We start from the raw sequence: 25,598 nt of genomic DNA on the forward strand, positions 1-25,598 counted from the left end.
CAAGACAATTTTTATTATTAAAACTTATTAAGATTATTTATAAATTAAGAAATATTAATAACAAAATTCGAGCTTTATTCGTTGTGATTGAAAACCTTAAATCCCTCTTCTTTGCAGAGCATATCCTTTTTTGCTTCTTCAATATCAGCAGCAACCATCATCTTGATAAGCTCTATAAAGGTAACCTTGGGCTTCCACCCAAGTTTTTTCTTAGCCTTTGATGGATCGCCAAGAAGGATATCAACATCTGTAGGCCTGAAATATCTATGATCAATTTCAACTAGTGCTTCTCCTGTTTTCAAAGACATTTTATTTAAGGGTGAATCAACAGCCCTTACCACGCCTTTTTCATTTATACTCTCGCCTTCCCACTTTATATGCACTCCTATTTCAGCAAAGGCCAATTCAACAAATTCCCGGACTGAATGTGTTTCACCTGTAGCAATCACAAAATCTTCAGGTTCAGTCTGCTGCATCATAAGCCACATTGCCTCAACATAATCGGCAGCATGTCCCCAGTCTCTCTTTGAATTAAGATTGCCAAGATATAATTTTTTTTGTAAACCTAAAGCAACACGGGCAACAGCCCTTGTTATCTTCCTCGTGACAAAAGTCTCACCGCGTAACGGTGATTCATGATTAAATAAAATCCCATTGCACGCAAAAATATTGTACGCCTCCCTATAATTTACAGTTATCCAGTATGAATAGAGTTTTGCCGCTGCATACGGGCTGCGGGGATAGAACGAAGTTTTTTCATTCTGAGGAATCTCCTGTACCTTTCCATAAAGTTCGGATGAAGATGCCTGATAAAATTTTGTATTTTGTTCAAGCTTTAATATGCGTATTGCTTCAAGCAGCCTTAATGTGCCAAGGGCATCAGCATTAGCAGTATATTCAGGAGTTTCAAAAGAAACCTTTACATGGCTCTGCGCAGCAAGATTGTAAATCTCATCTGGCTTAACCTCCTGAATTATCCTTATAAGATTCGTTGCATCTGTAAGGTCTCCATAATGGAGGCTGAGTTTCAATCCTTTATCATGAGGGTCATGATAAAGATGATCTATCCTGTCAGTGTTAAACAAAGACGCTCTGCGTTTTATTCCATGAACCTCATAGCCCTTAGCAAGAAGAAGCTCAGCTAAATATGCTCCGTCCTGCCCTGTAATTCCAGTAATCAAAGCTCGTTTCATATTTATCTCCTAAGATTCCCTTCCATAAATATCTTCCATTCTTATAATATCATCCTCTCCTGTATATTCGCCATTCTGAATCTCAATTATTTCTAATGAAGATTTTCCCGGGTTTTCAAGTCTGTGAGGAGTTGTCTTTGGAACATATGCTGATTCATTTTCATGCACAAGCATTTCTCTGTCGCCTAAAGTCACCTTTGCTGTTCCCTTGACAATAACCCAGTGTTCAGACCTGCGATTGTGCATCTGAAGGCTTAGTTTCGCAAAAGGATTAACAATAATTTTTTTGATTTTATATCCTATGCCTTCTTCAAGAATTGTATAGCTTCCCCATGGACGGTATGTAGTGACATGTTCGTCAGCTTCTTTGCGCTTGCTGTCTTTTAGTTTTTTCACTATTTCTTTTACTTTTTGAGCATCTCCTCTTTTTGCTATCAACACAGCATCGTCGGTCTCGACTATCAGACAATTATTCATGCCTATAGTCGTCAGCATTTTTTTATTGCCGATGATAAGAGAGTTATCTGTGTCTATACAAATAGATTCGCCGATCTTAACATTCCCGGTTCTGTCTTTTTCAAGAAGATCATATACAGAATCCCAAGAACCTATATCGTTCCAATAGATGTCAAGAGGAATGATGCAAGCCTTTTCAGATCTCTCCATAACTGCATAATCTATGGAGATCGAAGGCATTTTAATAAAATCGTTGATCATATTATCGAAAGGGTTTTTCATCAGATTTATTATTTTAGGCGCATACATTTTCATCTCATTCATCATTGTTTTTATGGTAAAGGCGAACATTCCTGAGTTCCAGAAATAATTTCCTGACGCCATATATTTTTTTGCGGTTTTGATATCCGGTTTTTCCACAAAACGTTCTACCTCCAGAATATTATCATTAATCTTATTTGTCCTTTGCTTTTTGGCTTTTATATATCCATAGCCGGTCTCCGGCCTGTCAGGTTTAATTCCAAATGTAACGATACAGCCTTTACGCGCTGCAGCCTCGGCAAGCTTCATATATTTAGCAAACTTCCTCTCAGGTCTGATTATATGGTCAGACGGTGTCACAAATATTACTTCATCATCAGCAGCCCCGAGTTTTTCTATGCAGTACTTCATGCCAAGGGCGATTGCTGGCGCAGTATTTCTTCCCTCAGGCTCGAGAATAATATTATTGAATTCCGGGAGTTCGGATTTTACATAAAACTTATAGTCGCTGTTCGTAAGGATAACGATATCTTCCGGAGAAACTGTTTGCAGAAGCCTGTCAGCAGTCTGTCTTAAAAGAGATTTATCGCCATTGATCTTTAAGAACTGTTTTGGGTAATTTTTTCTGGATAACGGCCAGAGCCTTGTTCCTCCTCCACCGGCAAGCAGTAATGCCTTCACATAGCCTCCATTATCTTGTCAAATTCCGATCTTAAAAATATTTCATAAGCATTCTTGCTGTCTTCGTCTAATGCCTCGATTCGCATAACAATAACAGGCTGGGTATTGCTGGATCTTATCAATCCCCAACCTTTTTCGAATACAACCCTTATCCCGTCAATCGTATTGATATCAAGTATCTTATGCGGTGAAGTGTCTGTTTTTTTATACTCAATAAATTTCGATGTTATTGCCTCGACAGCAGTCTTTTTTTTATCATCAGCGCAATCAAGCCTGATCTCAGGAGTAAAATACATCTTCGGCAGATCAGAAAGAAGCTCTTCAATTGATTTACCGGATTTTTTAATTATCTCGATTAATCTTATTGTTGTATATACAGCATCATCATATCCAAAATATCTGTCTTTAATAAATATATGTCCGCTGAACTCTCCTGCAAGGAGCGCTCCTTCATCTTTCATCTTTTGCTTGACAAGCGAATGGCCTGTCTTCCACATTATCGGCAGTCCGCCGTGCTTCCTGATATCATCAAATAAAACCTGAGAACATTTTACATCACTTATTATCTTTGCACCATGATTTTCGGATAAAAGCTCCCGACCGAGGATTACAAGGAGCTGGTCTCCCCATATAATTTCTCCTGCAGTGTTTACAACTCCTATGCGGTCAGCATCTCCGTCATATCCAATCCCAATGTCAGCCTTTGTGCGTTTAACCATATCAATCAAATCCTGCATGTTTTCGATTACTGTAGGGTCAGGATGATGATTCGGGAAATTTCCGTCAGGTTCGCAATATAGAGGAATAACCTCGCACCCTGTCTTCTCAATAATTTCAGGGGCTATAACACCGGCTGTTCCATTGCCGGCATCAATTACTACTTTTATTTTTTTAAATTTGCTGCTGTTCAAATATGAAAAATGTTCTGATACAAAATTCTTATAAGCAGCTATCACATCGAATCTTTTTATCATACCTTTTCTATTACCAGCGATATAACTGCTTTTATTAATTATTTTTTTTAGTTTCTGTAAATCTGCTCCGTAGATTGTATCTTTGCCAATGCTTATTTTAAAACCATTGTATTCAGGCGGATTGTGGCTTCCTGTTATCATAACCCCGCCGTCAAGATCAAGGTGGAAAAGCGAAAAATACTGGAGAGGGGTAGGACAGACCCCTAAATCAATTACATCAATTCCTGATGAAGTTATTCCATCAATTAAACCTAAAGAAAGTTCCTCGGAACTTAATCTGACATCCCTGCCCACGCTGACTGAATGTGCCTCGGAATTTAATTGTTTTAAGAAAGAGCAGAATGCCCTGCCTATTAAAAACGCACTGTCTTTATTAAGCTCTGCGCCTGCAATGCCTCTTATGTCGTATTCTTTAAATATATTTCCGCTTATCATAAATATTCAGAACTGTGCATCCTTAAAAGTTACCAGAAATCTAAGCAGTATACAATTTATTCAGCATGTATTATTTTTGCAGCATGGTGTATTATACTGCAATCAATTCAGAGACGTCTAACGAATCCTTGTCAGATTTTAGCCTGTAAAATTAAGCACAGGCTGGTTTTATACATAAAACAATTTCTATAAAAAATTATTTGATAATAAATAATGGGTATCCAATGTTAAAAATTCTTCACACAGAAGCATCAACAGGATGGGGGGGGCAGGAGATACGAATCCTGCAGGAGTCTCTGGGAATGATTCGCAGAGGCAGTCATGTTGCAATAGCTGCGCCTGAATGGAGCTGTATCTACAAAAAGGCAAAAGAATCAGGACTTGAGGTTTATCATTCTGATTTCAGCAAAGCCAATCCTTTTTCATTAGTAAAATTTGTTCGTATAATAAAAAAATTCAGCCCTCAAATAATCAATACTCACAGTTCAAAAGACAGTTGGGCAGCATCAGCAGGAATCCAATTCTTAACAAAAAAACCAGTCTTGATAAGAACACGCCATTTATCTACTCCTGTGAGCAGGTCTTTTCTCAGCCGTTTCCTTTACAATATTCTGCCTGATGCTGTTATTACAACTGGCGAAGAAATAAGAAGACAGATGGTTCAAAACAATAAATTTAATCCTTTAAAAATCGTTTCCATTCCGACAGGCATTAATATTGATCGGTTTGATCCGGAAAAAGTAAAGCCGTCTTTTAACAAAAAAAACGATTTTTCCGTTGGTATGATAGGTGTTTTAAGGAGTTGGAAAGGACACAGGTATTTCCTTGAGTCAATACCTGCTATTTTGAAAGCAGTTCCCAACACTAAATTTTACATAGCAGGCAGCGGGCCTCAACTAAATAATATAAAAAACTTGATAATCACTCTCTCACTTAATGATAATGTTATCATGCTTGGGCACAGAGAAGACATCCCAGAGATAATTGCATCGCTGGATATCATTGCTCATCCTTCATATTCAAATGAAGGGGTTCCTCAATCTATTCTTCAGGCTCTGTCTATGGGGAAGGCTGTTATTGCAAGCAACATCAAAGCTATAAATGAGGTTATAATTAACGGGGAAACCGGATTGTCTGTAGAGCCCAGAGACCCATCAAGTTTATCTGAAGCTGTAATTAAACTTTTAAATAATTCTGAGCTGAGAAATAGATTGGGGCAGAATGGAATAAGACTTGTACATGAGAAATATACAGATGAGATAATGCTTGATAAAATTGAGAGCTTATACAGCTCGATCATTGCTAAGTAAACTTTATAATAACTGGAGGTTGTTAAAATTGAAGCTTGAAAATATTGATAACTTTTTGGAAAAAATAGAATTCATTTTTCTTTGTATCCTGCTTTTTGTCATTCCTACAATGGAATCCCCCAAAACAATAGCAGCAGTGCTTTTCGGATTAACATGGATATGCAGAAAGTTTACTTCTAAAAATTCTCCTTTTAATAAAATTTCATTAATAGAAATACCTCTGCTCTTAATGCTGGTTTCTTCATTAGTAAGCACATTGATTAATATTCCATATAAAAATCAATTCAAGGGGCTTAATGACACAATCTTATGGTGCAGTATTTTTTGGTTCATATATAAAAACAACTACTCAAAAAAACAGCAGTACATATCAGCAATCTGCATAACTTCAGGCGTCTTATTGGCAATAATTTGGGGTATTTACGAAACGCACAAAGGAGTAAGAGAATATTTGGAATTTCATTCTGCTGGAATAGTAACCCAATCTTCAATTTATCTTGGAATAGCTCTAATGATTCCATTCTCAATTTTAGCGACTAAACCGCAGGGTTTTTCTCAAGCCCCAATAAAATCAAATAAAATTTTATGGTTAATTATATTTGCCGCTATGATTTTTACTCTAGTTTTTATGGCAAGCCGAGGATCGATTCTGGCTGTAGCCATAACACTGCTTGTTTCGATACTCCTATTAAAAAAGAAAATGTTATTTTTTGCTTTGGCAATCTTATTATCAGCAGCCTTTCTCATGGCAGTTTATTCTCCGGATAGTTTCAAGCAAAAAAGATTTTATGAAAAAACCATTGAAATGGCACGGTCACAAAAACTTGATCCCAATGATAATGTAAGAGTTTTTTTCTGGAAAGTTGCAATTGAAAGAATTAAGCTCGGCGACTCTGTTTTGTTTGGTATTGGTCCGCGTAATTTTTCGAGCATTAAAACTGAAGAACTTCAGCTTAAGGAACCTGCAAAGCTTCCATGGAATAAGCTGCCTCATGCTCACAATATTTTTCTTAACAAGCTGGTTGAGGAAGGGATTTTTGGCTTATTTTCATTCCTCTTTTTTATCGTAATAATTGCTATTGAGCTTATAAAAACCCGAAAATTATGCAGCCAAGAATGGATTTGGTTGTCTGCTTTTGGAAGCCTGAGCGTCCCGATAATAGCAGGTTCATTTAACACACCATGGTATCAGGAACACGCTTTGCTGGCTATGATAATATTAGGAATGTTCATGTCTAACAGGTTCGGTAAAATAAAGCAGTAGATGAATAATAAGCCTATGTTCTTATTTCTAGAAATTTTTTCAAAGCAGTCTTACGCTGTATCTGATGAAAATCAACAGTATTTTTAATCGAATCATTTGCAAGCACTGAGTATTTAGGACGTTTTGCTGGTCTTGGAAATTCTTCAGTGCTTATAGGTATTACAGATGAATTTATGCCTGCCTCCGAAATAATTTCTTTTGCAAAATCATACCAGCTTATACCGTCTTTCGAGTCATCAGTCAGATGATACAGTCCAAACTTACTGCTTTCTATCAGAATTTTAATGCCCTGAGCTAAACTAAGCGTGGATGTTGGAGCGGTAATTTGATCAGACACCACCTTTATATTGGACTGTACTTTGGCAATCTTCATTATTGTCGATACAAAATTTGCGCCATGTATGCCGTAAAGTCCGCTTGTTCTTATAATATAAAAATCTTTCAGAATATTTTGGATATGTTGTTCGCCTTCAAGTTTTGTTCTTCCGTAAAAATTAATAGGATTAGGTTTATCATATATGCTGTATGGAGCATTCTTATTTCCGTCGAAAACATAGTCAGTGCTGATATGGCATAAAGGAATTTTTCTTTCAGCGCATATCAACGCGATATTTTTTGCGCCAAGATTGTTTACATTAAGGGCAAGATCCTTTTCTTTTTCCGCATCGTCCACTTTTGTATAAGCAGCGCAGTTTATTATCAACTCAGGTTTGGCCTCTTTTGCTTTAATAGATAAAATGTCCAGATCGGTTATATCAAGTTCAAATTCAGAGAACGGGATAACATCATGGGCTTGTTCTAAATGCGGGATTAAATCCGACGCCAGCATGCCTCTTGCGCCGGTGATCAGTATCTTCATTTTTTTCCCCAGAAACCCTTGCTCTCCATCTCAAGGCGGGTCTTTAATGGTCCCCACCAGTTCCTGTTGTCTTTATACCATTGGACAGTCTTTAGAATTCCTTCCTCTATCTTTACTCTTGGACTCCAGCCATACATTTTTTTTATTTTCGAATTATCAAGCGCATATCTATAGTCATGCCCGGGTCTGTCATTCACAAAATTAATCCAGCTTTCACTCTTTCCCATAATCTTAAGAATCATCCTTGCAAGTTCAATATTTTTTACCTCGCTGTTTCCGCCGATATTGTATATCTCGCCTGCCTGCGGATTATGGATTATTGCATCGATGCCGCTGCAGTTATCCTCCACAAAAAGCCAGTCTCTTACATTATCTCCTTTTCCGTAAACAGGAATCGGTCTGTCAAGCAAAAGATTCGTTATCATTAGGGGAATAAATTTTTCAGGATACTGGTAATATCCGTAATTATTTGACGGTCTTACTATAACAACCGGGAATGCGTAGGTTTCGTAAAAAGCCCTTATCAAAAGGTCTGCCGAAGCCTTGGATGCTGAATAAGGAGAATTCGGCTTGAGTGGCATATCTTCTGTAAATTTGCCGCTTTTCCCCAGACTGCCATAAACCTCATCCGTTGATATATGAACAAATTTCTTAATCGATTTTTTCATAGCAATCTCGAGAAGGGTGTAAGTACCGATTATATTAGTCATTAAAAAAGGGTTAGCATCGGCAATTGATCTGTCAACATGAGTTTCTGCTGCGAAATTAACAATACAATCAACTCCATCCAAAGCCTTCAGCACTTGCTCTTTTTTTTCGATACTGCCGTGTATAAATGAATATCGTTCGTTTTTCTCTATCTCTAAAAGGTTCTGCGGATTTCCTGCGTAAGTCAGCAGATCTAAATTCACAACACGATAATCAGGATATTTTTTTAAAATATATCTGATGAAATTAGAACCGATAAATCCGCAGCCGCCTGTTACTAATATTTTCATTGCTTTTATTTACTCCAATCTGTATGGACTCTCTGGCATGTTTTCGTGCCGAATCTCATCAATTGCTTCCTTTTTTCCCCATCCTGCAAAAAGCTTGTCAGGAAAATTAACTATTAAGCAGTCTGTAGTATCGATATTTTTGTATGCATGTACAATACCGGGAGGCACAATTACAGTAAGCCCGTCGGCATTTTCAATAACTTGCTTGTTCATATAGGTCTTCGAATCTTTTCTGTTATCCCATAAAAACAACCTTGCTTTGCCTAAAAAACAAAAATAATCTGTTTGATAGGTATGTTCATGTGGTCCTCTGGCAATTCCTGGTTTTGTAACAGAAATATAGCTCATCATCGGCCCGTAATTATTCAGATCATCTTTTCTGAAAAGCTCTGCAAGCCAGCCTCTGTTGTCATTATGCAAAATTATTTTTTTTATAATTACGCCGTCTATTTCGCCGATTTTAAACACCTCATACCTCGATAGCTGAATCATCTCCAAGCATTAAACACAACCCTTTATGTCCTTTGCAGTTTTTAACTACTGTTGCATTTTTGCCTATCAAGCTGTCCTCCAGCCTCTCAATTCCAGATAAAAAAGCATTATTTAAAATCACTGAATGCTCAACAGAAGAATTTGTAATAGTCACATTTTCAGCAATACTTGTGAAAGGACCTATGAATGAATCTTTAATCACTGCGTTATTTCCTATAATAACAGGACCCCTGACAGTAGAGTTTTCTATTTGAGCCCCTTTCTCAATCTTGACTCTGCCGATAATTTTGCTTTTTTCATTAACCTTGCCCTCAATCTCTCTTTTTACATACTCATCCAGAACAACAGCATTTGCATGAAGTATATCGTCTTTTTTCCCTGTATCCAGCCACCATCCATTTAAGATCTCGCTCGTCACATTGCAATTCATATCTATTAGTTTTTGAATTGCATCTGTTATTTCAAGTTCCCCTCGTAAAGAAGGTTTAATTTTGTCTATGGCTTCATGGATTTTCGAACTAAAAATGTAAACGCCTACAAGGGCAAGATTCGAAGGCGGATTATCAGGTTTTTCGATTAATCTAATTATATTGCCTTGTTTGTCAAGTTCAGCCACGCCAAATTGTTTTGGGTTTTCAACCTCTTTTAAAAAAATCCGTGCCTCGCATTTCTTCTCTCTGAACTCCTTTATTGCACCTTTAAGACCATGCGACAGGAGGTTGTCTCCCAGATACATAACAAAATTATTATTTTGAAGAAAATTTTTTGCTATTTTAACTGCATGGGCAAGTCCTGCAGGGTTATCCTGAATCAAATAGGTTATCCTGCTGTTCCATTTACTGCCGTCTCCAACATATTCCTTAACTTCATTGCCGGTTTCAGGAGATATTATTATCCCTATATCTTCAATCCCAGCTTCACTTATATTACTAAGAACATAGCTTAGGATAGGCTTATTAGCCACAGGAACAAGCTGCTTAGCAGTAGTATGCGTAAGAGGCCTGAGCCTCGTGCCTTTACCGCCGCTTAATATTAGAGCTTTCATTTTCATAGATTCATTTAACTTTTTTAAAAAGTTTGTTGTATTATAGCAAATCGCATTACAAAATTTTTTTTAATGTCACTTGGAGGTTAAATGCAGACAATCCTGATTACAGGATGCGCGGGATTCATCGGCTGGAAGGTTTCAGAAAAACTCATCGAAAACGGTCATCAAGTAATTGGAATTGACAACATGAATGACTATTATGATCCGAGGCTGAAAAAATGGCGTCTTCAGAAATTAATAGATAAAAAAAACTTTGAGTTCTATAAATATGACATCGTTGATTATAAAAAAATAAAAAGAGCATTTTCAGAAAATAAAATTAATGCTGTTATTAATCTTGCCGCCAGAGCAGGTGTAAGAGCATCTGTTGAAAACCCATGGGTATATCTTGATACAAACATCAAGGGGACGCTTAATCTTCTGGAATGCTGTAAAGATTTTGGGATAAAAAAATTCGTGCTCGCCTCCACCTCCAGCATTTACGGACTCAATGATATGCCGTTTAAAGAAGACAGCAAAACTGATAAACCTCTTGCGCCCTATTCTGCAGCAAAAAAAGGAGCCGAGGCGCTTTGTTACAGCTATAATTATCTTCATAAGATTGATATAAGCATTCCCAGATATTTCACCGTATATGGTCCTGCAGGAAGACCGGACATGAGCATATTTAAATTCATTAAAAACATTGATAATGGTAAATCCATCCCTGTTTTTGGAGACGGGAAACAAAAGAGAGACTTTACATATATAGATGATATTGCTGACGGCACAATTAAATGCCTAAAGCTCGGCTGCGAGTCGTCTCGACCATCTGGTTATGAAATATTTAATCTTGGGAATGACAATCCCGTAGAACTCATGTACGTAATAAATTTGATAGAAAAAAATCTCAGTAAGAAAGCAAAGATAGAGTGGCTGCCGCTTCATCCTGCTGATGTGCCTGCAACATGGGCTGACATAGAAAAATCAAAAACCCGATTGGGTTGGAAACCAGCTGTTTCTATCGAACAAGGAATAGAAAAAACAGTCCAATGGTATTTGAAGAATAAAGAGTTTTTAAATAAACTTAAAAATTAAATTTTAATATTTTTGTATTTCTACTAGATGATAAATCGAGGCAAATAATGAGGTAAATAATATTGTATTTTTTCTAAAAAATAGTTTGTTTAATATCAGAAAGAAAATCAAATAAAAGAGTTTCCATTTTTCTTTAAAGAGAGTTTAAAAATTGAATCATAGTGTTTTCAGAAATTATTCTGATTCCTGTCATTTATCCACAATGCTGCGGAGTTAGCTACAATAGTGCCTGCTTTAGGCATAGCGCATGCCGTAAAACTCGCTCCTGCTGGAGCATTAGGGTCATTGCCAGCGCTAGCACATGTCCCACTGTTTAATAGTTGGGCGGGGTTATAAATTGTATAATCATAATACAGATCTACTGCATTTCCTGGCCTGAAACCTCTGAGACATACAATAATGTTTGAAGGAGAATTAGGATTAGTTAGGGTATCGAAATTTATGTTGTAGAATGAAGGCGAAACAGTAACTATCCCATTACAAGTTGCTCCAGGCGCATATCTTCCATTCTCAGCATAAAACTGCTCTTCAAGAAGCCTTAGATTCTGGAGCTTAGACACGGCCTCAGTCATTGCAGCTTTTCTTTGCTGGCCAAGATAAGTTGGAACAGCTATTCCTACGAGAATTGCTAAAATAGCTATTGTTATTAAAAGTTCAACTAGCGTGAATCCTTTTTTATTCATAATTTTTCGCATGTACAGATTATAAAATATACAAAAAAAAAGAGCAATAACACATTTGCATAAAAAAATTTAAGGGCAGAGTTTTTCTCTGCCCTTAAAAAAACATCAAATCCTATTATTCAGCAGCAGATGTCAATACTTTTGTTTCCCCTATGTTTCCATCGCCTCTATCTTCAATAGCAATTACTCTAATGCTTTTTGAAGCTTCATTATATTCAAGCACAACCTGACCAACTTCTGTAGCTGCAACAACGTACGGTGCTGCTTGTACACTAAAAACACACTTTGCTTCTGTATATGGGCTTAATTTAAGTAAACCGCCAAAGGGTGCAACTGCAAGTGGCGCAGTAGCTTCTAAATTAGTTCCTGCTGCAAGAGTTCCACATGCTTCTGCAGCAATACCGTTTGCAATACCATGAACAACATTCGGTGCATTCACGCCAACAGCATACAATGCATCATTAACCATGCCTGGAAATTTTGCTGTGCAAACCGCAGTTTCAGGAACCCCATCAGCATTAGTGTCTACATTCTGTTTAGAATTGTGCGCAAAGCACAATCTGGTTGAAGGATCTGACATTAAAATAATTGGATCAAGCTTTGCAAAGTCATTAAGCGCTGCGCTACCTTGTTTCATTGCACCGTCAGCAGTGGCTAGCAAAGCACGCCATTTAGCTTTTTTCTGCTGACCAAGATATGCAGGAACTGCTATTGCAGCTAGAATTCCGATAATTGCCACAACTATCAGCAATTCTATCAGGGTAAAACCTCTTCCATCTCTTACTTTCATCTTTTGAATCACTTTAAACATAATTTCCTCCTTTCAGATTTTATGGTCAAAGACCATTTTTAAATAAATCTATAATAATAAAGCACTTTCCATACCAGAAATCATACATAAAATTTTCAATAAAATCAATTTGTTATATTTACTATTAAGGTACTTATATAAAACAATTGCCATAATTTGTCATCGCCAGCTATTTTTGTCAATCACTTTGTAACCAATGAATCTAAATTGTACTCCAATAACTAGAAAAGTCAAATCCAAACTTAAGCTTTTAAAAGAATCTGGTTTATGCTGCCCACATATTTTTCTAAACAGCTTTTTCCCAAACTCTTGCTAAAAAATGGCTTGTCTGTTATTATGAATACGCTTTTTAAGCAGTTTCCCTGAATAAACAGTATTCAAAGGATAAAATAAAAAAAATTACTGGAGGTGACTGAGTGGGCAGCGTTGTAAAGTGGCGTAAGAAAAAAATGAGCAAGCACAAACATAAAAAATTGCTCAAGAAAACAAAACACCAAAGAAGAGCAAATAAATAATTTCATTTAGCAGCGGGCGGAACAAAAAAGGGCTGCAAGTTTATTCGAATCTGCTTATCCTTAAACCTATAAAAGACGTGGTTTTAAGATAATCATAAAGCCTTACCTTTTTTACACTGCCATTCTTATTCTTAATCCCATTTGCATGGATAAGATATATTCCGTCTTTTTCTTTTTTAATGATGCCCATGTGACCTACGATCTCATCACTAATTCTTTTTTCGATCGCTTTTACAAAAAATATAATATCTCCGTCTTTAAGGGATTTGGTATCAGGAAATTTATCCAGTTTTTCCATTAATTCCTTTTTCAAAACTATTTTTACCCTGTCTCTTCCTCTTGAACCTTTGATGCCAATCGTCCTTCCAATGTTTTCTGTTATCTCTTTGCCCCATTTGCCGCTGTCAATCATATCTTCGCCATATGCGTATCTCTCTTCGTAGTTGGCAACTTTGCCGTATTTATCAAGAACACCTATTGTTGTGAATCTTTTTTCCATAGCTGTTTCAACAGCCTGCTGCGGCGTCTGGGAAAGTGCAAGCTCAAGAACCCTGAAGACAAGATACATGCAGTCAACGCTATCATCTGAAACAATTACTTTTTTTGTTACATACTGGCCCAATGGATCTGTGTCATAAGGAGTGCCTATGAATTTTTCGGCCCAGAGAGCAATTCTTTCATTAAGCAGTTTCTGAGAAAACTCCTTTTGCAAAAACTCGATCTCTTTATCAGAAAAAAAAGCATAAGATGATGATGCCTGCAAAATAAAAAAACCCAGGATTATCAGGAAGATATATTTCAGACTGTGTTTTGAAAAATTACTCGATACTATTTTAACCAAAACGCATTGCCTCCCGAACCATACGCATTGTCTCTTCTGCTGCTTTTGCGGCTTTTTCAGTGCCTTTCTCAGCAGCCTGTCTTAAAATACCGGGGGTTGCCAAAAGTTCTGCCCGCTTCGCCCATATTGGTTCAAGAACTTTAAAAATATTTTTTAACAGTACCCTCTTGCAGTCAATACAGCCAATGCCCGCAGTGCGGCAGCCTTCTGCAACTTCATCCATCTCCTGCTGTGAAGAGAATATCTTGTGCAGCTGAAAAACAGGCGAAAGCTCAGGATTGCCTTTGTCAGTTCTGCGTTTTCTTGCAGGGTCGGTTATCATTGTAAGCAGTTTTTCTTCAACAACTTTAGGCGGATCAGAAAGATAGATCGCATTTTCATAACTCTTAGACATCTTCCTGCCGTCAACTCCGGGTACTTTTGGAAATGAGGTAAGAAGAGCCTCTGGTTCCGGAAATACTTCTTTATAGATATAATTAAATCTTCTTGCAATTTCACGCGATATCTCCAGATGCGGAACCTGATCAACGCCAACAGGCACATACTTTGCCCTGTAAATTATTATGTCCGCTGTCTGAAGAAGCGGATACCCTAAGAAGCCGTAAGTAGAAAGATCTTTTTCCTTTAGTTCCTGCTGTTTCTCTTTATAAGTAGGAACTCTCTCTAACCATCCAAGCGGCGTTATCATAGAAAGCAGGAGATGAAGCTCTGCATGCTGAAGAATCTTTGATTGTATGAATATAGTGCATTTATCAGGATCAAGCCCTGCTGCAATAAAATTCAGCAGCAGATCCTCAGTCGACTCCTTTATTGATGCTGAATCCGAATATCCGGTTGTCAGCGCATGCCAGTCTGCAACAAAATAAAAACATTCATATTTATCCTGAATCCTGACCCAATTCTGAAGAGCTCCGACAAGATTGCCTATGTGAAGCTTTCCACTCGGCTGCATACCGCTGAGAACTCTTTCTTTTTGATTCATAAGTGAACATGACCTCCCGAAGATATCAAATTACATTTGGTATATTATTCATGTATCAATGGCAGGCTGTCAATCTCGGATTTTTAACAGCGTCCGCAGACAACAAAAAAATAATGCTTATTTTTAAAATAAGGTTAGAAAACGCTTAAAAATTCCAGAAAGAATCTTACTAACGGGATTACGAAATAGTCAGCAATGCCTGTTGCAATAAGAACAAGCACTATTATCATTCCAAACGGTTCTATCCTGCTGAATGATATTGCATGCTTGTAAGGTAGTATCCCAACAAAAACCCTGCCGCCGTCAAGCGGAGGTATCGGTATCATATTAAATACAGCGAGCACGATATTTATTATAATGCTCGACTTGAGCATAAGCGCAATCGGCTGAAGAATGCTTGATACGATCTCTTCTGAAAAAACACCTTGCAAAGGCGCAATTAAGAATTTAAGAAGAAGCAGGCTGAGTACTGCAAGCAGTAAATTAGTAGCTGGTCCGGCCGCAGCTGATAATGCCATATCTCTTTTTGGGTTCCTGAAATTCATTGGATTAATAGGAACAGGTTTGGCATATCCGAAAACAAACTGTCCTTTTGTTGTCACAATAAGCAGAATAGGAAGAATGATCGTCCCGAATATATCTATGTGAGCAAGAGGATTTATTGTAAGTCTTCCTGTCATTCTGGCTGTCGGATCGCCAAGTTTGTCAGCAATGAAACCATGTGAAATTTCATGAAAGGTTATTGCAATCAGGATCGGGATCGCTGATACAGCTAGTTCTCTTAAAACAATCGAAATATCCAAGACGGTTACCTGATTAAATCGGATGCAGTATCTTGTCGATCACTGTCCTTGCAACAACAATAGGATCTATAAAAGCGCTTTCCATGTCTTGTTCTATGTCTCTCTTGTTTGAGAGATAGGTTATACGGTCCTGCATCCTGTCGCGCAGATAATATATGAAATCAGACTCTCCTGGCGGCATATATTTTTTGTCATAATCAGATCCAAATAACTCATTTCCGTTTTTTGGAACAGATAGTCCTTCAAATTCTTTCCATTCTTTCCACCCGATATTTCCTCTTACAAGCTCTGTGACAATCATGAGTGAAAGTTCTTTTGGTATATCTATAAGTTTTCCGGGAAGACCGAATGCATGCGTATTCATGATATAGCATTTAGTTCCAAGCTTGAATAGTTTTTTGAACTGCTGACAATCCACAGTTAGAGGATGAACCCTGAAAGGATTTGCAAAAGGCTCTATAACAAGTTTCTCTAATTCCTTTGGATCAACATTCTCAACGCCTTTTGCTCGCAGAGTGCTCAGAGAAGCTCCCATTGCAACTGAAAGCCCTACTGAATCGACTCTGCATATCGGAGGAAGGCTTGTGTCTTTTTGAAGCCATATCACCATGCCGGGCTGCTCACAGTAATCAGAATGGTTGAACATATCCCTTGATTTCAGGCACCTGCCATTATCATTTCTTACATCCTCGCACACCATAAGTTTTCTTCCGTCAAGCATTGTAGTGCCGACATTTTGCGCTGAATAAAAATATTCAAGGTCGGGGTCATTGAACTTAACAGCATCTGTCTTATCAAAGAGGCCCTGTTCAAGCGCTACTGTAAAATTATTTTCAAGATCAATCAGAAAAGCATCATCATGAATTACAGTTACCCTTTCATTCTTTTTTAAGGTTCCTCCGTGGTCATGGCTGTTTGTGATCGATGATTTGCCTGAACCAGAGAGTCCGAATACAGCAACAGGAGGATTGTCTCCTATCTTCTTAATTCCGCCGTGGCATGCTACCATGTTCTGTCTTACTCCAATTGTCCATACAAGCGTAAGCGTTCCTTTTTTTCTTTCTCCAAAATATCTGAGTCCCAGTATTGCAATGCAGTTCTGCGCCTCATCAATTATCACAAGACCATTCGGGAAATCAGGGTGCGACCATTCAGCGTCAGCAAACACCATTATGTCCGGTTCGTCAATAACACGGGATTTTTCATAGAGTTGATCCCATGGTTTCATCCATGGTGTGAAATTTATTCCCCAATCAAGCATATTTTTTGCGTCAGTCTCGCGGCTGAGCAGATTTGCTTTTACCATAAAATCAGGGTGAAGTCCGATAATTCCTTCAAGCCAGAGTCCGTGTTCACGGTTGAAATTAAATATCGCATCACCGAGTATTGAAAGATATTTGTCTCTCTCTTTGCCCATTTCCCTGACAAGGCGTCTTGCCCTTGCAGTGCGTCCAACAATGCCGCCGTCATTTGATATAAGCACTTTTGCATCCTTTGGCAGACCAAAGACCTCAGGCTTGTACATCGGATGGGAAGTGACAACAACTTCAGGCTGTTTAACAGAGAGTTTATACAACTCAGCCATTGTTGTCTTTCTTACTGAGTTTGCATAAAATGCACTCTCAATTAAAGCCCTCCATGAAGAGGTCGGCACTTTGTGTTTTGTTGACATTGTTATCTAACTCCTGTTGTCAGTAAATAGGCATAAAAGCCTGACTAAAAAACCGCCGTGATTTTATCTAAATTAAATGAGACTTTAATTGTTTTGGAATCTAAAGTCAAGTTTTTTTGCCTGAAGAGAACTGATGTAGTTGAAAAATAGAATGGATTTAAATCAGGATACCGTTAAGCTCATTCTCATCAACAGGCCCAAGAACTGAGATTGCAGTATTCCCCGACATCGTAAGCCGTTGCGACAGATCTTTTACAGCGTTTAGACTTACTGAATTTATCTTTTTGATTATTTCTGAGGGTGAATAATATTTGCCGTAATAAATCTCTTGCCTTGCAATGTTCTGCATCCTTCCACTGGTTGATTCAAGCGCAAGAATGATATTCCCCTTTAGCTGGTCTTTTGACCTTTGCAGTTCGGTTTCTGTTACAGTGTCTGCAAGTCCTTTTATCTCTTTCAGAATTATGTCTATAACCTCAACAACCTTCTTTCTGCCTGTCCCTGCATAAACTGCCCACATGCCTGTATCCAAATAAGATGAAATATAAGAATGCACTGAATAGACAAGTCCTCTCTTCTCTCTTATTTCCTGAAAGAGCCTTGAGCTTATGCCGGCGCCGAATATCGTATTAAGAAGAAACAGCACATATCTTTCATTGCTTGACTGAGAAATGCCTTCAACACCTGCACAGATATGGGCTTCTGCCAGATCTTTATTAAAAACCTTAATCCCTTTTCTGAACACAGGCGTTGAACCTTTGTCAGGTTCTGAACCCCTTCTCAAAGATCCAAGGCTCTTATTCAAAACATCTAACAGCTTATCAACTTCAAAATTACCGGCGCACGCAATAACAATGTCCTTTGTTCCATAGTATTTTCTTATATGGCTTATGAGATCTTCTCTCTTGAATGTCTTTATCGTCTCTCTTTTCCCAAGTATGGACTGGCCTATCCCTTCATCACCCCATATCTGCTCGTTAAAGAGATCATGTATATACTCATCAGGAGTGTCTTCGACCATCTTTATCTCTTCTTTTATTATCCCCTTTTCTTTTTCTACATCTTGTTCAGGGAATGTGGAGTGGAGAAATATATCAGTCAGGAGTTCTACACCTCTTTCAAAATGCTCGTCAAGAACCTTTACATAGAAAGTTGTACTTTCTCTTGATGTGAATGCGTTGAGATCTCCGCCAAGGCAGTCTGTGTCAATAGCAATATCCTTTGCACTGCGCTTCTGTGTCCCTTTGAAAAACATATGTTCGAGAAAATGAGAAACACCGTTTTTAGCGGATGATTCGTTCCTTGAGCCAACCTTTACCCATATGCCCAGTGTTACGGAGCGTACATTTCTTATCTGCTCCATAACAACAGTGACGCCATTTTCCAGATTTGCTTTTTTATACATGATTAAATTGTACCAATACGAAGTCTGAGTTACAAACAACTAAAGGGAGATTTCATACCTTTTTTAAGGGTATCAGGACTTCTTAGCGCTTTCGCGCATGGCTTCTTTTCTGCTAAGGCGTACTTTCCCGGTTTTATCAATCTCAATTACTTTTACGAGAACCTCATCGCCCTCTTGCAGAACATCAGTGACTTTTGCAATCCTCTTTTCATCAATCTGGGAAATATGAAGAAGGCCTTCAACACCGGCGCCGGGAATTATCTCGACAAATGCGCCGAAATCAACAATCCTCTTAACCTTGCCAAGGTATATCTTGTTAAGCTCTGCCTCAGCAATAATCCCGTTTATTATGTCTATAGCCTTTTGTGCAGAAGTCTCATCTGAAGACGCTATATTTATAACACCGCTGTCATTTATATCTATTTTCACGCCTGTCTGCTCTATTATCCCTCTGATAACCTTGCCGCCTGTTCCTATAACATCCCTTATCTTATCCTGCTTGATCTGCATGGTGTAGATTCTAGGCGCATAAGGAGCAAGCTGTTCCCTGTGTGTTGACATTACTTCTTTTATCTTACCAAGGATATGAAGCCTCCCTTTTCTTGCTTGTTCCAGGGCTTTCTCCATAAGCGGAATATCCAGTCCTCCTGTTTTGACATCAAGCTGGAAAGCAGTTATGCCTTTCTCAGTGCCTGTAACTTTAAAATCCATGTCACCTAGATGATCTTCAAGTCCCAGTATGTCTGTCAGTACAATATTCTTGCTGCCTTCCTGAATAAGCCCCATTGCAATGCCTGCAACTGGCGCTTCTATCGGCACACCTGCATCCATTAATGCAAGTATCCCGCCGCAGACAGTTGCCATTGAAGATGAACCGTTAGATTCAAATATGTCTGAAACAATTCTTATTGTGTAAGGGAATTTTTCTTTTGAAGGCAGGACCGCCTTAAGCGCTCGTTCAGCCAATGCCCCGTGTCCTATTTCTCTTCTGCCTGGCGAACGAAGAGGCTTAACCTCTCCTACGCTGAAAGGAGGAAAATTATAATGAAGCATAAACGATTTATATTTTTCACCTTCAAGAGCATCAATCTTCTGTTCATCGTCTGCAGTGCCGAGCGTTACTACAGCAAGCGCCTGTGTCTCTCCTCTTACAAAAAGCGCTGAACCATGAGCCCTTGGAAGCAATCCTACTCTTGCGCTTATATGTCTTATCTCATCAGGTTTTCTGCCGTCAGTTCTTATTCCTTTTTCTATTATCATATTCCTGACAAGTGTCTTTTCAATATCATAAAATATGTTCGTTATATCCTTGGAGATGTCTTTTTCCTCTGTATTGAATTGTTTTATCGTCTCAGCAATGATAAGGTCTATTTCTTCCTGTCTCCTCAGCTTGCCGGGGATGCTTACTGCTTCCTTAAGTCTCTGAATCGTATGGGTCTCGATCTTCTTTTTTAATTCTTCATTAACCTCTATCTTAGTCAGCGTCCTTTTTTCTTTTCCAACCAATTTTTTCAGTTCATGCTGAACAGCGGCAATTCTTTTTATCTCTTTGTGAGCGTGATCTATAGCGCTGATAAGCACTGACTCTGGCAGTTCTGAACACTCGCCTTCTACCATCAATACCGAACTTTCTGTGCCTGCTACAACAAGATTCATATCAAGATTTTCCAATTCGGCAAAATCAGGATTTATAATGAATTTCTCATCTAGCCTTCCTATTCTTACAGCAGCAACAGGACCTGAAAATGGGATATCAGATATCATCAAAGCAGTCGATATGCCGATTATCCCGAGGATATCAGATACATTCTCACTTCCGTATGAAAGCACAGCTGCTATTCCCTGTGTATCAGAACAGAATTCTTCCGGGAATAAAGGCCTTATAGGTCTGTCAATAAGACGGGAGGATAAAATCTCTTTTTCACTTGGCCTGCCCTCTCTTTTGAAAAATCCTCCCGGGATCTTTCCTGCTGAGTAGGCCTTTTCCTGATAATCGATTGTGAGCGGGAAAAAATCAAATACCTTGTCTGTCCTCTTTGATGCAACCACCGTTGCAAGTACAACTGTTTCACCATATCTTAGTACAACTGCTCCATCTGACTGCTTGGCTATCTCACCTGTTTCAATAGATAAAAATTGCCCTTTAATATCAACTTCTAATTTTGTCATTAATCCTCTTTCTACTTTCTGAGTCCAAGACGTTCGATTACTTTTGTATAGCGGTCCTTACTTGAAGATTTAAGATAGTCGAGCAGTTTTTTCCTCTGCCCAACAAGCTGAAGAAGACCACGACGGGAATGATGATCACCCTTGTGGGTCCTGAAGTGCTCTGTTAAATAGGTTATCCTCTCGCTTAAAATAGCCAGCTGAACCTCTGTGGAACCTGTATCTTTTTCATGCGTCTTGTACTCTGTAATTATTTGGGTTTTCTTTTCTTTTTTGAGAGGCATAAATTTACCTACCTTTCCTTTCTTTCTAATTGAGGTTATAAGAATACCACAAGAGCTTGACTTATGTAAAGAAACACTCAGCCCTTGACAGTATCTGTTTAAAATTTTATCCTTAGTTCATCATGAAAAAACCATGGGCTGGAAGGTTCACAGGCAGCACATCAAAAATCGTGGAGTCATTCACAGAATCGATCTCGTTTGACTGGAGGCTCTGGCAATACGATATAGAGGGTGATATTGCCCATGCAAAGATGCTGGCCAAACAGCAAATAATATCTGCCAAGGAATCCGCAAATATTATCAAGGGGCTTGAATTAATAGCAAAAGAAATAGCCTCCGGCAAGTTCAGGTTCAAAAAAGAGCTTGAAGATATTCATATGAATATTGAATCAGCCCTTACTAAAAAAATCGGCTCTGCAGGGAAAAAACTGCATACTGCACGTTCCAGAAATGATCAGGTCGCTCTGGATCTGAGGCTTTATCTAAGGGATGAGATTAAGACAATAATCTTTTTAATAAAGAATCTGCAAATTAAGATGCTTGTAATGGCAGAAAAATATCTGGACGTTATAATGCCCGGATATACGCATATGCAAAGGGCGCAGCCTGTCCTGCTTTCACACTATCTTCTTGCATATATGGAGATGCTCCAGAGGGATAAAACACGTTTTGAAGAAACGCTTAACAGGGTGAATGTTATGCCTCTTGGCTCCTGTGCTCTTGCAGGAACAACACTTCCAATAGACAGAACATATACTGCAAAATTGCTCGGATTTAAGGCATTAGCAGAAAACAGCATTGATGCTGTGTCTGACAGGGATTTTGTCATTGATTTTCTGACAGATTCAGCGATTTTAATGATGCACCTTTCAAGGCTCTCAGAAGAAAATATACTCTGGTCAACAGAAGAGTTTTCTTTTATTGAGTTGTCTGATTCCTTTACTACGGGTTCGAGCATAATGCCTCAGAAAAAAAATCCCGATGTATCCGAACTCATAAGGGGGAAAACAGGGAGGGTATATGGCAGCATGCTCTCAATATTCACTGTTATGAAGGGTCTGCCTCTGTCTTATAACAGGGATATGCAGGAAGATAAGGTTCCTGTATTTGATACAGTAGATACTGTTAAGTCATGCCTTACAGTTCTTGCAGAGATGATGCCCAAAATAAAATTTATGACGAAAACAATGCTTGAGGCATCTGAAAAAGGATATTCGACTGCAACAGATATCGCGGAATATCTTGTTAAAAAAGGCGTACCTTTCAGGGAGGCTCATGAGATAACAGGAAAGATTGTGCTTAATGCAATAAAAACAAAAAAGCAGCTTAAAGATATTAGTCTGAATGACCTGAAAAAATTCTCTTCAAAAATTGGAAAGGACATATATTCATTTATCAGTGCAAAGGCCTCTGTGAAAGCAAGGAAATCAAAAGGCGGGACTTCTCCTTCAGAGGTAATAAAGCAGATAAAGAAATTCAAGCAGATCGTAAAATGAAAATTCCAAATATTTCACTAACAAAAATAACAGCTTGTTTGCTGCTCTTTGTTTTTTGTCTTGTTATTGTCTCGTGCGGCAAGAAGACTCCGCCTACGCTAAAGGCATACGAGAAACCTGTTCCGCCGGAAAATGTTAAGGCAGTTCATAGAGAAGACACTATTGTCTTAACATGGTCTTATCCCAAAAAAAGCAATCTCAAGGAATTTTATATACTTAAGTCAGACAGAATAGATTTCGACACAATAGCAAATTTATCAAAAGATGAAACCTCTTACATAGATAAAGATTTTAAAACAGGCAATACATACAGATACAAGATAGTTGCTCAGACAGTAAAAGAGGTCTTGAGCAATGACTCTGAAACAATAGAGATAAAACCTTTGGAACCGGCACCAGCGCCCAGAAACATATCCTTTTTCATAGGCAACAGCACGATTGAGATAACATGGGAAAATACAGGGAAAGAAATTATTTATAATGTTTACAAAAGCTATGAAAAAGGAAAATACGGTTTTTATCCGTTAAACACTTCTCCTCTGGATTCGCCGTCATTTGCAGCAGCTCCCGAGTTCAACAGAACTGTTTATTACACAGTCAGAAGCAGCTTTGGCAAACCCGTAAGGGATGAGAGCATGGCATCTGTTGAGATAGAGGTCAGTCCTTCAGATTATATTCCATCAAAGCCTGCCGGCATTAAAACAGTAAAGGCTGACGAAAAGGTTATCCTTACATGGAAGGAAAATCCGGAACCCTGGGTTACAAAATACAGAGTCTACCGCAAAATTCACAATGAGGGATTCAAAGTGATCAGCGAACCTGTCACTCCTGTTTTTGTTGACAGGGAAAAAGCGGGAAATAAACAGCTATATAAAATAACTGCTGTTGGTCCGGTTAAAGAAAGCGAACCGTCCCAGATAATAACCGTTGATTTTTAGTTTATAATTAATAAATTCAAATACAATATAAAAGTTCCGATAAGACTATTAAATAATTAAAGACAGCCAATAAACTTTAGACAAGAAAATGAACATATAAGGAGCATATGCAAAAGGTTACTATCCAGGATTTTTTGAAAAAAAAAGCTGAAAAAAAGAAGATTACCATGCTCACTGCATATGACTTTCCATTTGCACAGATTGTTGATGAAGCAGGGATTGATGCAATACTTGTTGGAGATTCCCTGGGGATGGTTGTTCAGGGATTTGAAAATACACTCCCAGTCACAATGGACGAGATGATATATCACACCAAGATGGTTTCGCGAGCTGTAAATAATGCAATGGTAATTGGTGATATGCCTTTTATGTCATATCAGGCAAGTATCGAAGATGCTGTAAGAAATGCGGGAAGATTTATAAAAGAAGGCGGAGCATCTGCAATCAAAATCGAGGGCGGAGCTGAGGTTGCAGACAAAATCAAGGCAATGACCAAATCAGACATCCCTGTTATGGCTCATATAGGACTGACACCGCAATCAATACATAAATTTGGAGGATATAAAGTCCAGGGCAAGACCGAAAAAACCCAGAAAAAACTTATAGAAGAGGCGCATATTATTGAAGATGCAGGCGCTTTCTCCCTCGTGATGGAAGCAATTCCAATGGATCTAGCAAAGAAAATGACTGATGAGCTTTCCATCCCTACTATTGGAATAGGCGGAGGGCCGTATTGCGATGGACAGGTTTTAGTGATCCATGATGTATTAGGACTCTTTGAAAGATTCACACCTAAGTTCGTCAAACGCTATGCTGACCTGAAAACAGAGGCGCTTAATGCTGTAAAGGCTTACAAGGAAGAGGTAGAAAAAGGCATATTCCCTTCGGATGCCCAGAGTTTCAAATAAATAGGCAACCAATATTAATTGTATTCTTTGCAGGGTTTTGAAATTTGTAGAAAAATTTTTAAAATGATAGACTGTGAGCAAGTATGGCAAAAGCTAAAATTCTTCTTGTAGAAGACAGCAATACCCAAGGGGCATTTGTAAAAGACTATCTGGAAAAAACAGGTTACGAGGTTCTCTGGGTTCAAAATGGCAAATCCGCGCTAAAGGCAGTAACAACTGAAAAAATTGACATTGTTCTTCTTGATGTAATCCTTCCTGACATCAGCGGAAACGAGGTCTGCCGATGGATGAAAAGCAATGAAAAAAGCTGTAGCATTCCAATAATAATGCTCACTGTTAAAGGCGCTGTAACTGACAAAATAGCAGGGTTTCAGGCAGGCGCTGACGATTATCTTCCAAAGCCGTACAGTGAGATTGAATTAAATGCAAGAATATACACATGTTTAAGGACTAAAACACTTCAGGACGAATTAAGGAAAAAGAATGTGGAACTCGAAGATAAAAATTTTCAGCTTGAAGCAGTAAATAACAAACTCAATTTGCTGTCTACAACAGACATGCTCACAGGCGCATACAACAGAAGAAAGTTCGAGGAAGTCCTTAAGCTGGAATTTGCTAAGGTGCAAAGATATAACAAGCCTCTGGCATGCATGATGTTAGATATCGATCATTTCAAGAAGATAAATGACACATTCGGACATCATTCAGGAGATGCCGTTCTCAAGGAAACATATGAGATTATAAAATCTTCAGCGAGAGAAATCGATACTGTTGCAAGATGGGGAGGCGAGGAATTTATAATGCTGCTTCCAGATACAAAAAAGGAAGATGCAATGTCCCCTGCCAACAGGATATTAAAAGGGATGAGCAGCCATTTATTCCCTGATATCCCGCATGAACATGTGACTATCAGCATCGGAGTTGCAGGCATCCCAGATCCTAATATAAAAATGACCGATGAGGAAAAGATTGTTCTTGCAGCAGATTTTGCGATGTACGCTGCAAAAAAGAAAGGCCGCAACAGAATAGAGATGGCGTAAAAACTG

General features: G+C 38.4%; 23 protein-coding genes and 1 pseudogene. 8 read left to right on the plus strand and 16 right to left on the minus strand.

The window, feature by feature from the left end; genetic code table 11:
- Positions 1-74: 74 nt before the first annotated feature.
- From gmd to LLF28_07450, 3 genes are read right to left on the minus strand one after another with little or no spacing between them, the layout of a single operon-like run.
- On the minus strand, positions 75-1,193 hold the full coding sequence (gene gmd, locus LLF28_07440; protein MCE5195260.1) for a GDP-mannose 4,6-dehydratase: 1,119 nt from the start codon (positions 1,191-1,193) through the stop codon (positions 75-77).
- A 9-nt stretch (positions 1,194-1,202) separates the two neighbouring features.
- On the minus strand, positions 1,203-2,591 hold the full coding sequence (locus LLF28_07445) for a mannose-1-phosphate guanylyltransferase/mannose-6-phosphate isomerase (protein ID MCE5195261.1): 1,389 nt from the start codon (positions 2,589-2,591) through the stop codon (positions 1,203-1,205).
- Complete coding sequence (locus tag LLF28_07450; protein ID MCE5195262.1) at positions 2,588-4,000, minus strand: phosphomannomutase/phosphoglucomutase; 1,413 nt, start codon at positions 3,998-4,000, stop codon at positions 2,588-2,590. Before LLF28_07450 ends, LLF28_07445 begins: the two co-directional genes overlap by 4 nt.
- A 224-nt stretch (positions 4,001-4,224) precedes the next feature.
- Between LLF28_07450 and LLF28_07455 the strand changes: the two genes are divergently transcribed.
- Entirely contained in the window at positions 4,225-5,310 is a 1,086-nt protein-coding gene (locus LLF28_07455) for a glycosyltransferase family 4 protein (protein ID MCE5195263.1), read from the plus strand.
- A 28-nt stretch (positions 5,311-5,338) separates the two neighbouring features.
- A complete protein-coding gene (locus LLF28_07460; protein ID MCE5195264.1) occupies positions 5,339-6,574 on the plus strand; it encodes an O-antigen ligase family protein in 1,236 nt (411 codons plus the stop codon).
- 13 nt (positions 6,575-6,587) lie between these two features.
- On the opposite strand, the gene rfbD is transcribed toward LLF28_07460, so the two are convergent.
- From rfbD to LLF28_07480, 4 genes are read right to left on the minus strand one after another with little or no spacing between them, the layout of a single operon-like run.
- Positions 6,588-7,433, minus strand: coding sequence for a dTDP-4-dehydrorhamnose reductase (gene rfbD, locus LLF28_07465; protein MCE5195265.1), 846 nt, complete (start codon positions 7,431-7,433; stop codon positions 6,588-6,590).
- Positions 7,430-8,431 (minus strand): dTDP-glucose 4,6-dehydratase, encoded by a 1,002-nt coding sequence (gene rfbB, locus LLF28_07470; protein ID MCE5195266.1) that lies wholly within the window; start codon positions 8,429-8,431, stop codon positions 7,430-7,432. The genes rfbD and rfbB overlap by 4 nt, the downstream gene beginning before the upstream one ends.
- A gap of 9 nt (positions 8,432-8,440) precedes the next feature.
- Positions 8,441-8,899 carry a dTDP-4-dehydrorhamnose 3,5-epimerase family protein gene (locus LLF28_07475; protein MCE5195267.1) on the minus strand — a complete coding sequence of 153 codons (459 nt, stop codon included), beginning with the start codon at positions 8,897-8,899 and terminating at the stop codon, positions 8,441-8,443.
- 1 nt (position 8,900) lies between these two features.
- A complete protein-coding gene (locus LLF28_07480) occupies positions 8,901-9,974 on the minus strand; it encodes a glucose-1-phosphate thymidylyltransferase (GenBank protein ID MCE5195268.1) in 1,074 nt (357 codons plus the stop codon).
- An 84-nt stretch (positions 9,975-10,058) separates the two neighbouring features.
- Here LLF28_07480 and LLF28_07485 point away from each other — a divergent pair, with 84 nt between their 5' ends.
- Positions 10,059-11,048 (plus strand): SDR family NAD(P)-dependent oxidoreductase, encoded by a 990-nt coding sequence (locus LLF28_07485; GenBank protein ID MCE5195269.1) that lies wholly within the window; start codon positions 10,059-10,061, stop codon positions 11,046-11,048.
- 167 nt (positions 11,049-11,215) lie between these two features.
- On the opposite strand, the gene LLF28_07490 is transcribed toward LLF28_07485, so the two are convergent.
- Both LLF28_07490 and LLF28_07495 read right to left on the minus strand, forming a co-directional pair.
- Positions 11,216-11,731: a prepilin-type N-terminal cleavage/methylation domain-containing protein gene (locus LLF28_07490; protein ID MCE5195270.1), complete on the minus strand. Its 516-nt coding sequence runs from the start codon at positions 11,729-11,731 to the stop codon at positions 11,216-11,218.
- Positions 11,732-12,425: 694 nt separating this feature from the next.
- Positions 12,426-12,521 (minus strand): annotated as a pseudogene (locus tag LLF28_07495) (prepilin-type N-terminal cleavage/methylation domain-containing protein).
- A gap of 437 nt (positions 12,522-12,958) precedes the next feature.
- Here LLF28_07495 and LLF28_07500 point away from each other — a divergent pair.
- Positions 12,959-13,057 (plus strand): AURKAIP1/COX24 domain-containing protein, encoded by a 99-nt coding sequence (locus LLF28_07500; GenBank protein ID MCE5195271.1) that lies wholly within the window; start codon positions 12,959-12,961, stop codon positions 13,055-13,057.
- Between the two features lie 40 nt (positions 13,058-13,097).
- Here the strand turns inward: LLF28_07500 and LLF28_07505 are convergent, their stop codons facing one another.
- The 7 genes from LLF28_07505 to rpsO all read right to left on the minus strand — a co-directional run bounded on the left by LLF28_07505 (position 13,098) and on the right by rpsO (position 21,210).
- Positions 13,098-13,898 carry a DUF1460 domain-containing protein gene (locus LLF28_07505; GenBank protein MCE5195272.1) on the minus strand — a complete coding sequence of 267 codons (801 nt, stop codon included), beginning with the start codon at positions 13,896-13,898 and terminating at the stop codon, positions 13,098-13,100.
- Positions 13,891-14,880 carry a tryptophan--tRNA ligase gene (gene trpS, locus LLF28_07510; GenBank protein MCE5195273.1) on the minus strand — a complete coding sequence of 330 codons (990 nt, stop codon included), beginning with the start codon at positions 14,878-14,880 and terminating at the stop codon, positions 13,891-13,893. Before trpS ends, LLF28_07505 begins: the two co-directional genes overlap by 8 nt.
- A 134-nt stretch (positions 14,881-15,014) precedes the next feature.
- Entirely contained in the window at positions 15,015-15,683 is a 669-nt protein-coding gene (locus LLF28_07515) for a site-2 protease family protein (protein ID MCE5195274.1), read from the minus strand.
- A gap of 13 nt (positions 15,684-15,696) precedes the next feature.
- A complete protein-coding gene (locus tag LLF28_07520; protein MCE5195275.1) occupies positions 15,697-17,355 on the minus strand; it encodes a phosphoenolpyruvate carboxykinase (ATP) in 1,659 nt (552 codons plus the stop codon).
- A gap of 157 nt (positions 17,356-17,512) precedes the next feature.
- A complete protein-coding gene (locus LLF28_07525) occupies positions 17,513-18,760 on the minus strand; it encodes an insulinase family protein (GenBank protein ID MCE5195276.1) in 1,248 nt (415 codons plus the stop codon).
- A gap of 72 nt (positions 18,761-18,832) precedes the next feature.
- Complete coding sequence (gene pnp / locus LLF28_07530; GenBank protein ID MCE5195277.1) at positions 18,833-20,929, minus strand: polyribonucleotide nucleotidyltransferase; 2,097 nt, start codon at positions 20,927-20,929, stop codon at positions 18,833-18,835.
- Positions 20,930-20,940: 11 nt separating this feature from the next.
- Positions 20,941-21,210: a 30S ribosomal protein S15 gene (rpsO, locus tag LLF28_07535; protein MCE5195278.1), complete on the minus strand. Its 270-nt coding sequence runs from the start codon at positions 21,208-21,210 to the stop codon at positions 20,941-20,943.
- Between the two features lie 122 nt (positions 21,211-21,332).
- Here rpsO and argH point away from each other — a divergent pair, with 122 nt between their 5' ends.
- The 4 genes from argH to LLF28_07555 all read left to right on the plus strand — a co-directional run bounded on the left by argH (position 21,333) and on the right by LLF28_07555 (position 25,592).
- Positions 21,333-22,706, plus strand: a complete 1,374-nt coding sequence (gene argH / locus LLF28_07540) for an argininosuccinate lyase (protein MCE5195279.1) — start codon at positions 21,333-21,335, stop codon at positions 22,704-22,706.
- Positions 22,703-23,644: a hypothetical protein gene (locus LLF28_07545; GenBank protein MCE5195280.1), complete on the plus strand. Its 942-nt coding sequence runs from the start codon at positions 22,703-22,705 to the stop codon at positions 23,642-23,644. Before argH ends, LLF28_07545 begins: the two co-directional genes overlap by 4 nt.
- A gap of 107 nt (positions 23,645-23,751) precedes the next feature.
- Positions 23,752-24,552: a 3-methyl-2-oxobutanoate hydroxymethyltransferase gene (panB, locus tag LLF28_07550; GenBank protein ID MCE5195281.1), complete on the plus strand. Its 801-nt coding sequence runs from the start codon at positions 23,752-23,754 to the stop codon at positions 24,550-24,552.
- An 83-nt stretch (positions 24,553-24,635) separates the two neighbouring features.
- On the plus strand, positions 24,636-25,592 hold the full coding sequence (locus LLF28_07555) for a diguanylate cyclase (protein ID MCE5195282.1): 957 nt from the start codon (positions 24,636-24,638) through the stop codon (positions 25,590-25,592).
- Positions 25,593-25,598 lie beyond the last annotated feature (6 nt).

It is taken from the genome of Nitrospiraceae bacterium (assembly GCA_021373015.1).
Classification (GTDB): domain Bacteria; phylum Nitrospirota; class Thermodesulfovibrionia; order Thermodesulfovibrionales; family UBA1546; genus JAJFTJ01.

Coding starts and splice junctions, on each gene's coding strand:
- gmd (MCE5195260.1), bottom strand. CDS start 1,193: ATGAAACGAGCTTTGATTACTGGAATTACAGGGCAGGACGGAGCATAT.
- LLF28_07450 (MCE5195262.1), bottom strand. CDS start 4,000: ATGATAAGCGGAAATATATTTAAAGAATACGACATAAGAGGCATTGCA.
- LLF28_07455 (MCE5195263.1), top strand. CDS start 4,225: ATGTTAAAAATTCTTCACACAGAAGCATCAACAGGATGGGGGGGGCAG.
- rfbD (MCE5195265.1), bottom strand. CDS start 7,433: ATGAAGATACTGATCACCGGCGCAAGAGGCATGCTGGCGTCGGATTTA.
- rfbB (MCE5195266.1), bottom strand. CDS start 8,431: ATGAAAATATTAGTAACAGGCGGCTGCGGATTTATCGGTTCTAATTTC.
- LLF28_07480 (MCE5195268.1), bottom strand. CDS start 9,974: ATGAAAATGAAAGCTCTAATATTAAGCGGCGGTAAAGGCACGAGGCTC.
- LLF28_07485 (MCE5195269.1), top strand. CDS start 10,059: ATGCAGACAATCCTGATTACAGGATGCGCGGGATTCATCGGCTGGAAG.
- LLF28_07490 (MCE5195270.1), bottom strand. CDS start 11,731: ATGAATAAAAAAGGATTCACGCTAGTTGAACTTTTAATAACAATAGCT.
- trpS (MCE5195273.1), bottom strand. CDS start 14,880: ATGAATCAAAAAGAAAGAGTTCTCAGCGGTATGCAGCCGAGTGGAAAG.
- LLF28_07520 (MCE5195275.1), bottom strand. CDS start 17,355: ATGTCAACAAAACACAAAGTGCCGACCTCTTCATGGAGGGCTTTAATT.
- LLF28_07525 (MCE5195276.1), bottom strand. CDS start 18,760: ATGTATAAAAAAGCAAATCTGGAAAATGGCGTCACTGTTGTTATGGAG.
- pnp (MCE5195277.1), bottom strand. CDS start 20,929: ATGACAAAATTAGAAGTTGATATTAAAGGGCAATTTTTATCTATTGAA.
- rpsO (MCE5195278.1), bottom strand. CDS start 21,210: ATGCCTCTCAAAAAAGAAAAGAAAACCCAAATAATTACAGAGTACAAG.
- argH (MCE5195279.1), top strand. CDS start 21,333: ATGAAAAAACCATGGGCTGGAAGGTTCACAGGCAGCACATCAAAAATC.
- LLF28_07545 (MCE5195280.1), top strand. CDS start 22,703: ATGAAAATTCCAAATATTTCACTAACAAAAATAACAGCTTGTTTGCTG.
- panB (MCE5195281.1), top strand. CDS start 23,752: ATGCAAAAGGTTACTATCCAGGATTTTTTGAAAAAAAAAGCTGAAAAA.
- LLF28_07555 (MCE5195282.1), top strand. CDS start 24,636: ATGGCAAAAGCTAAAATTCTTCTTGTAGAAGACAGCAATACCCAAGGG.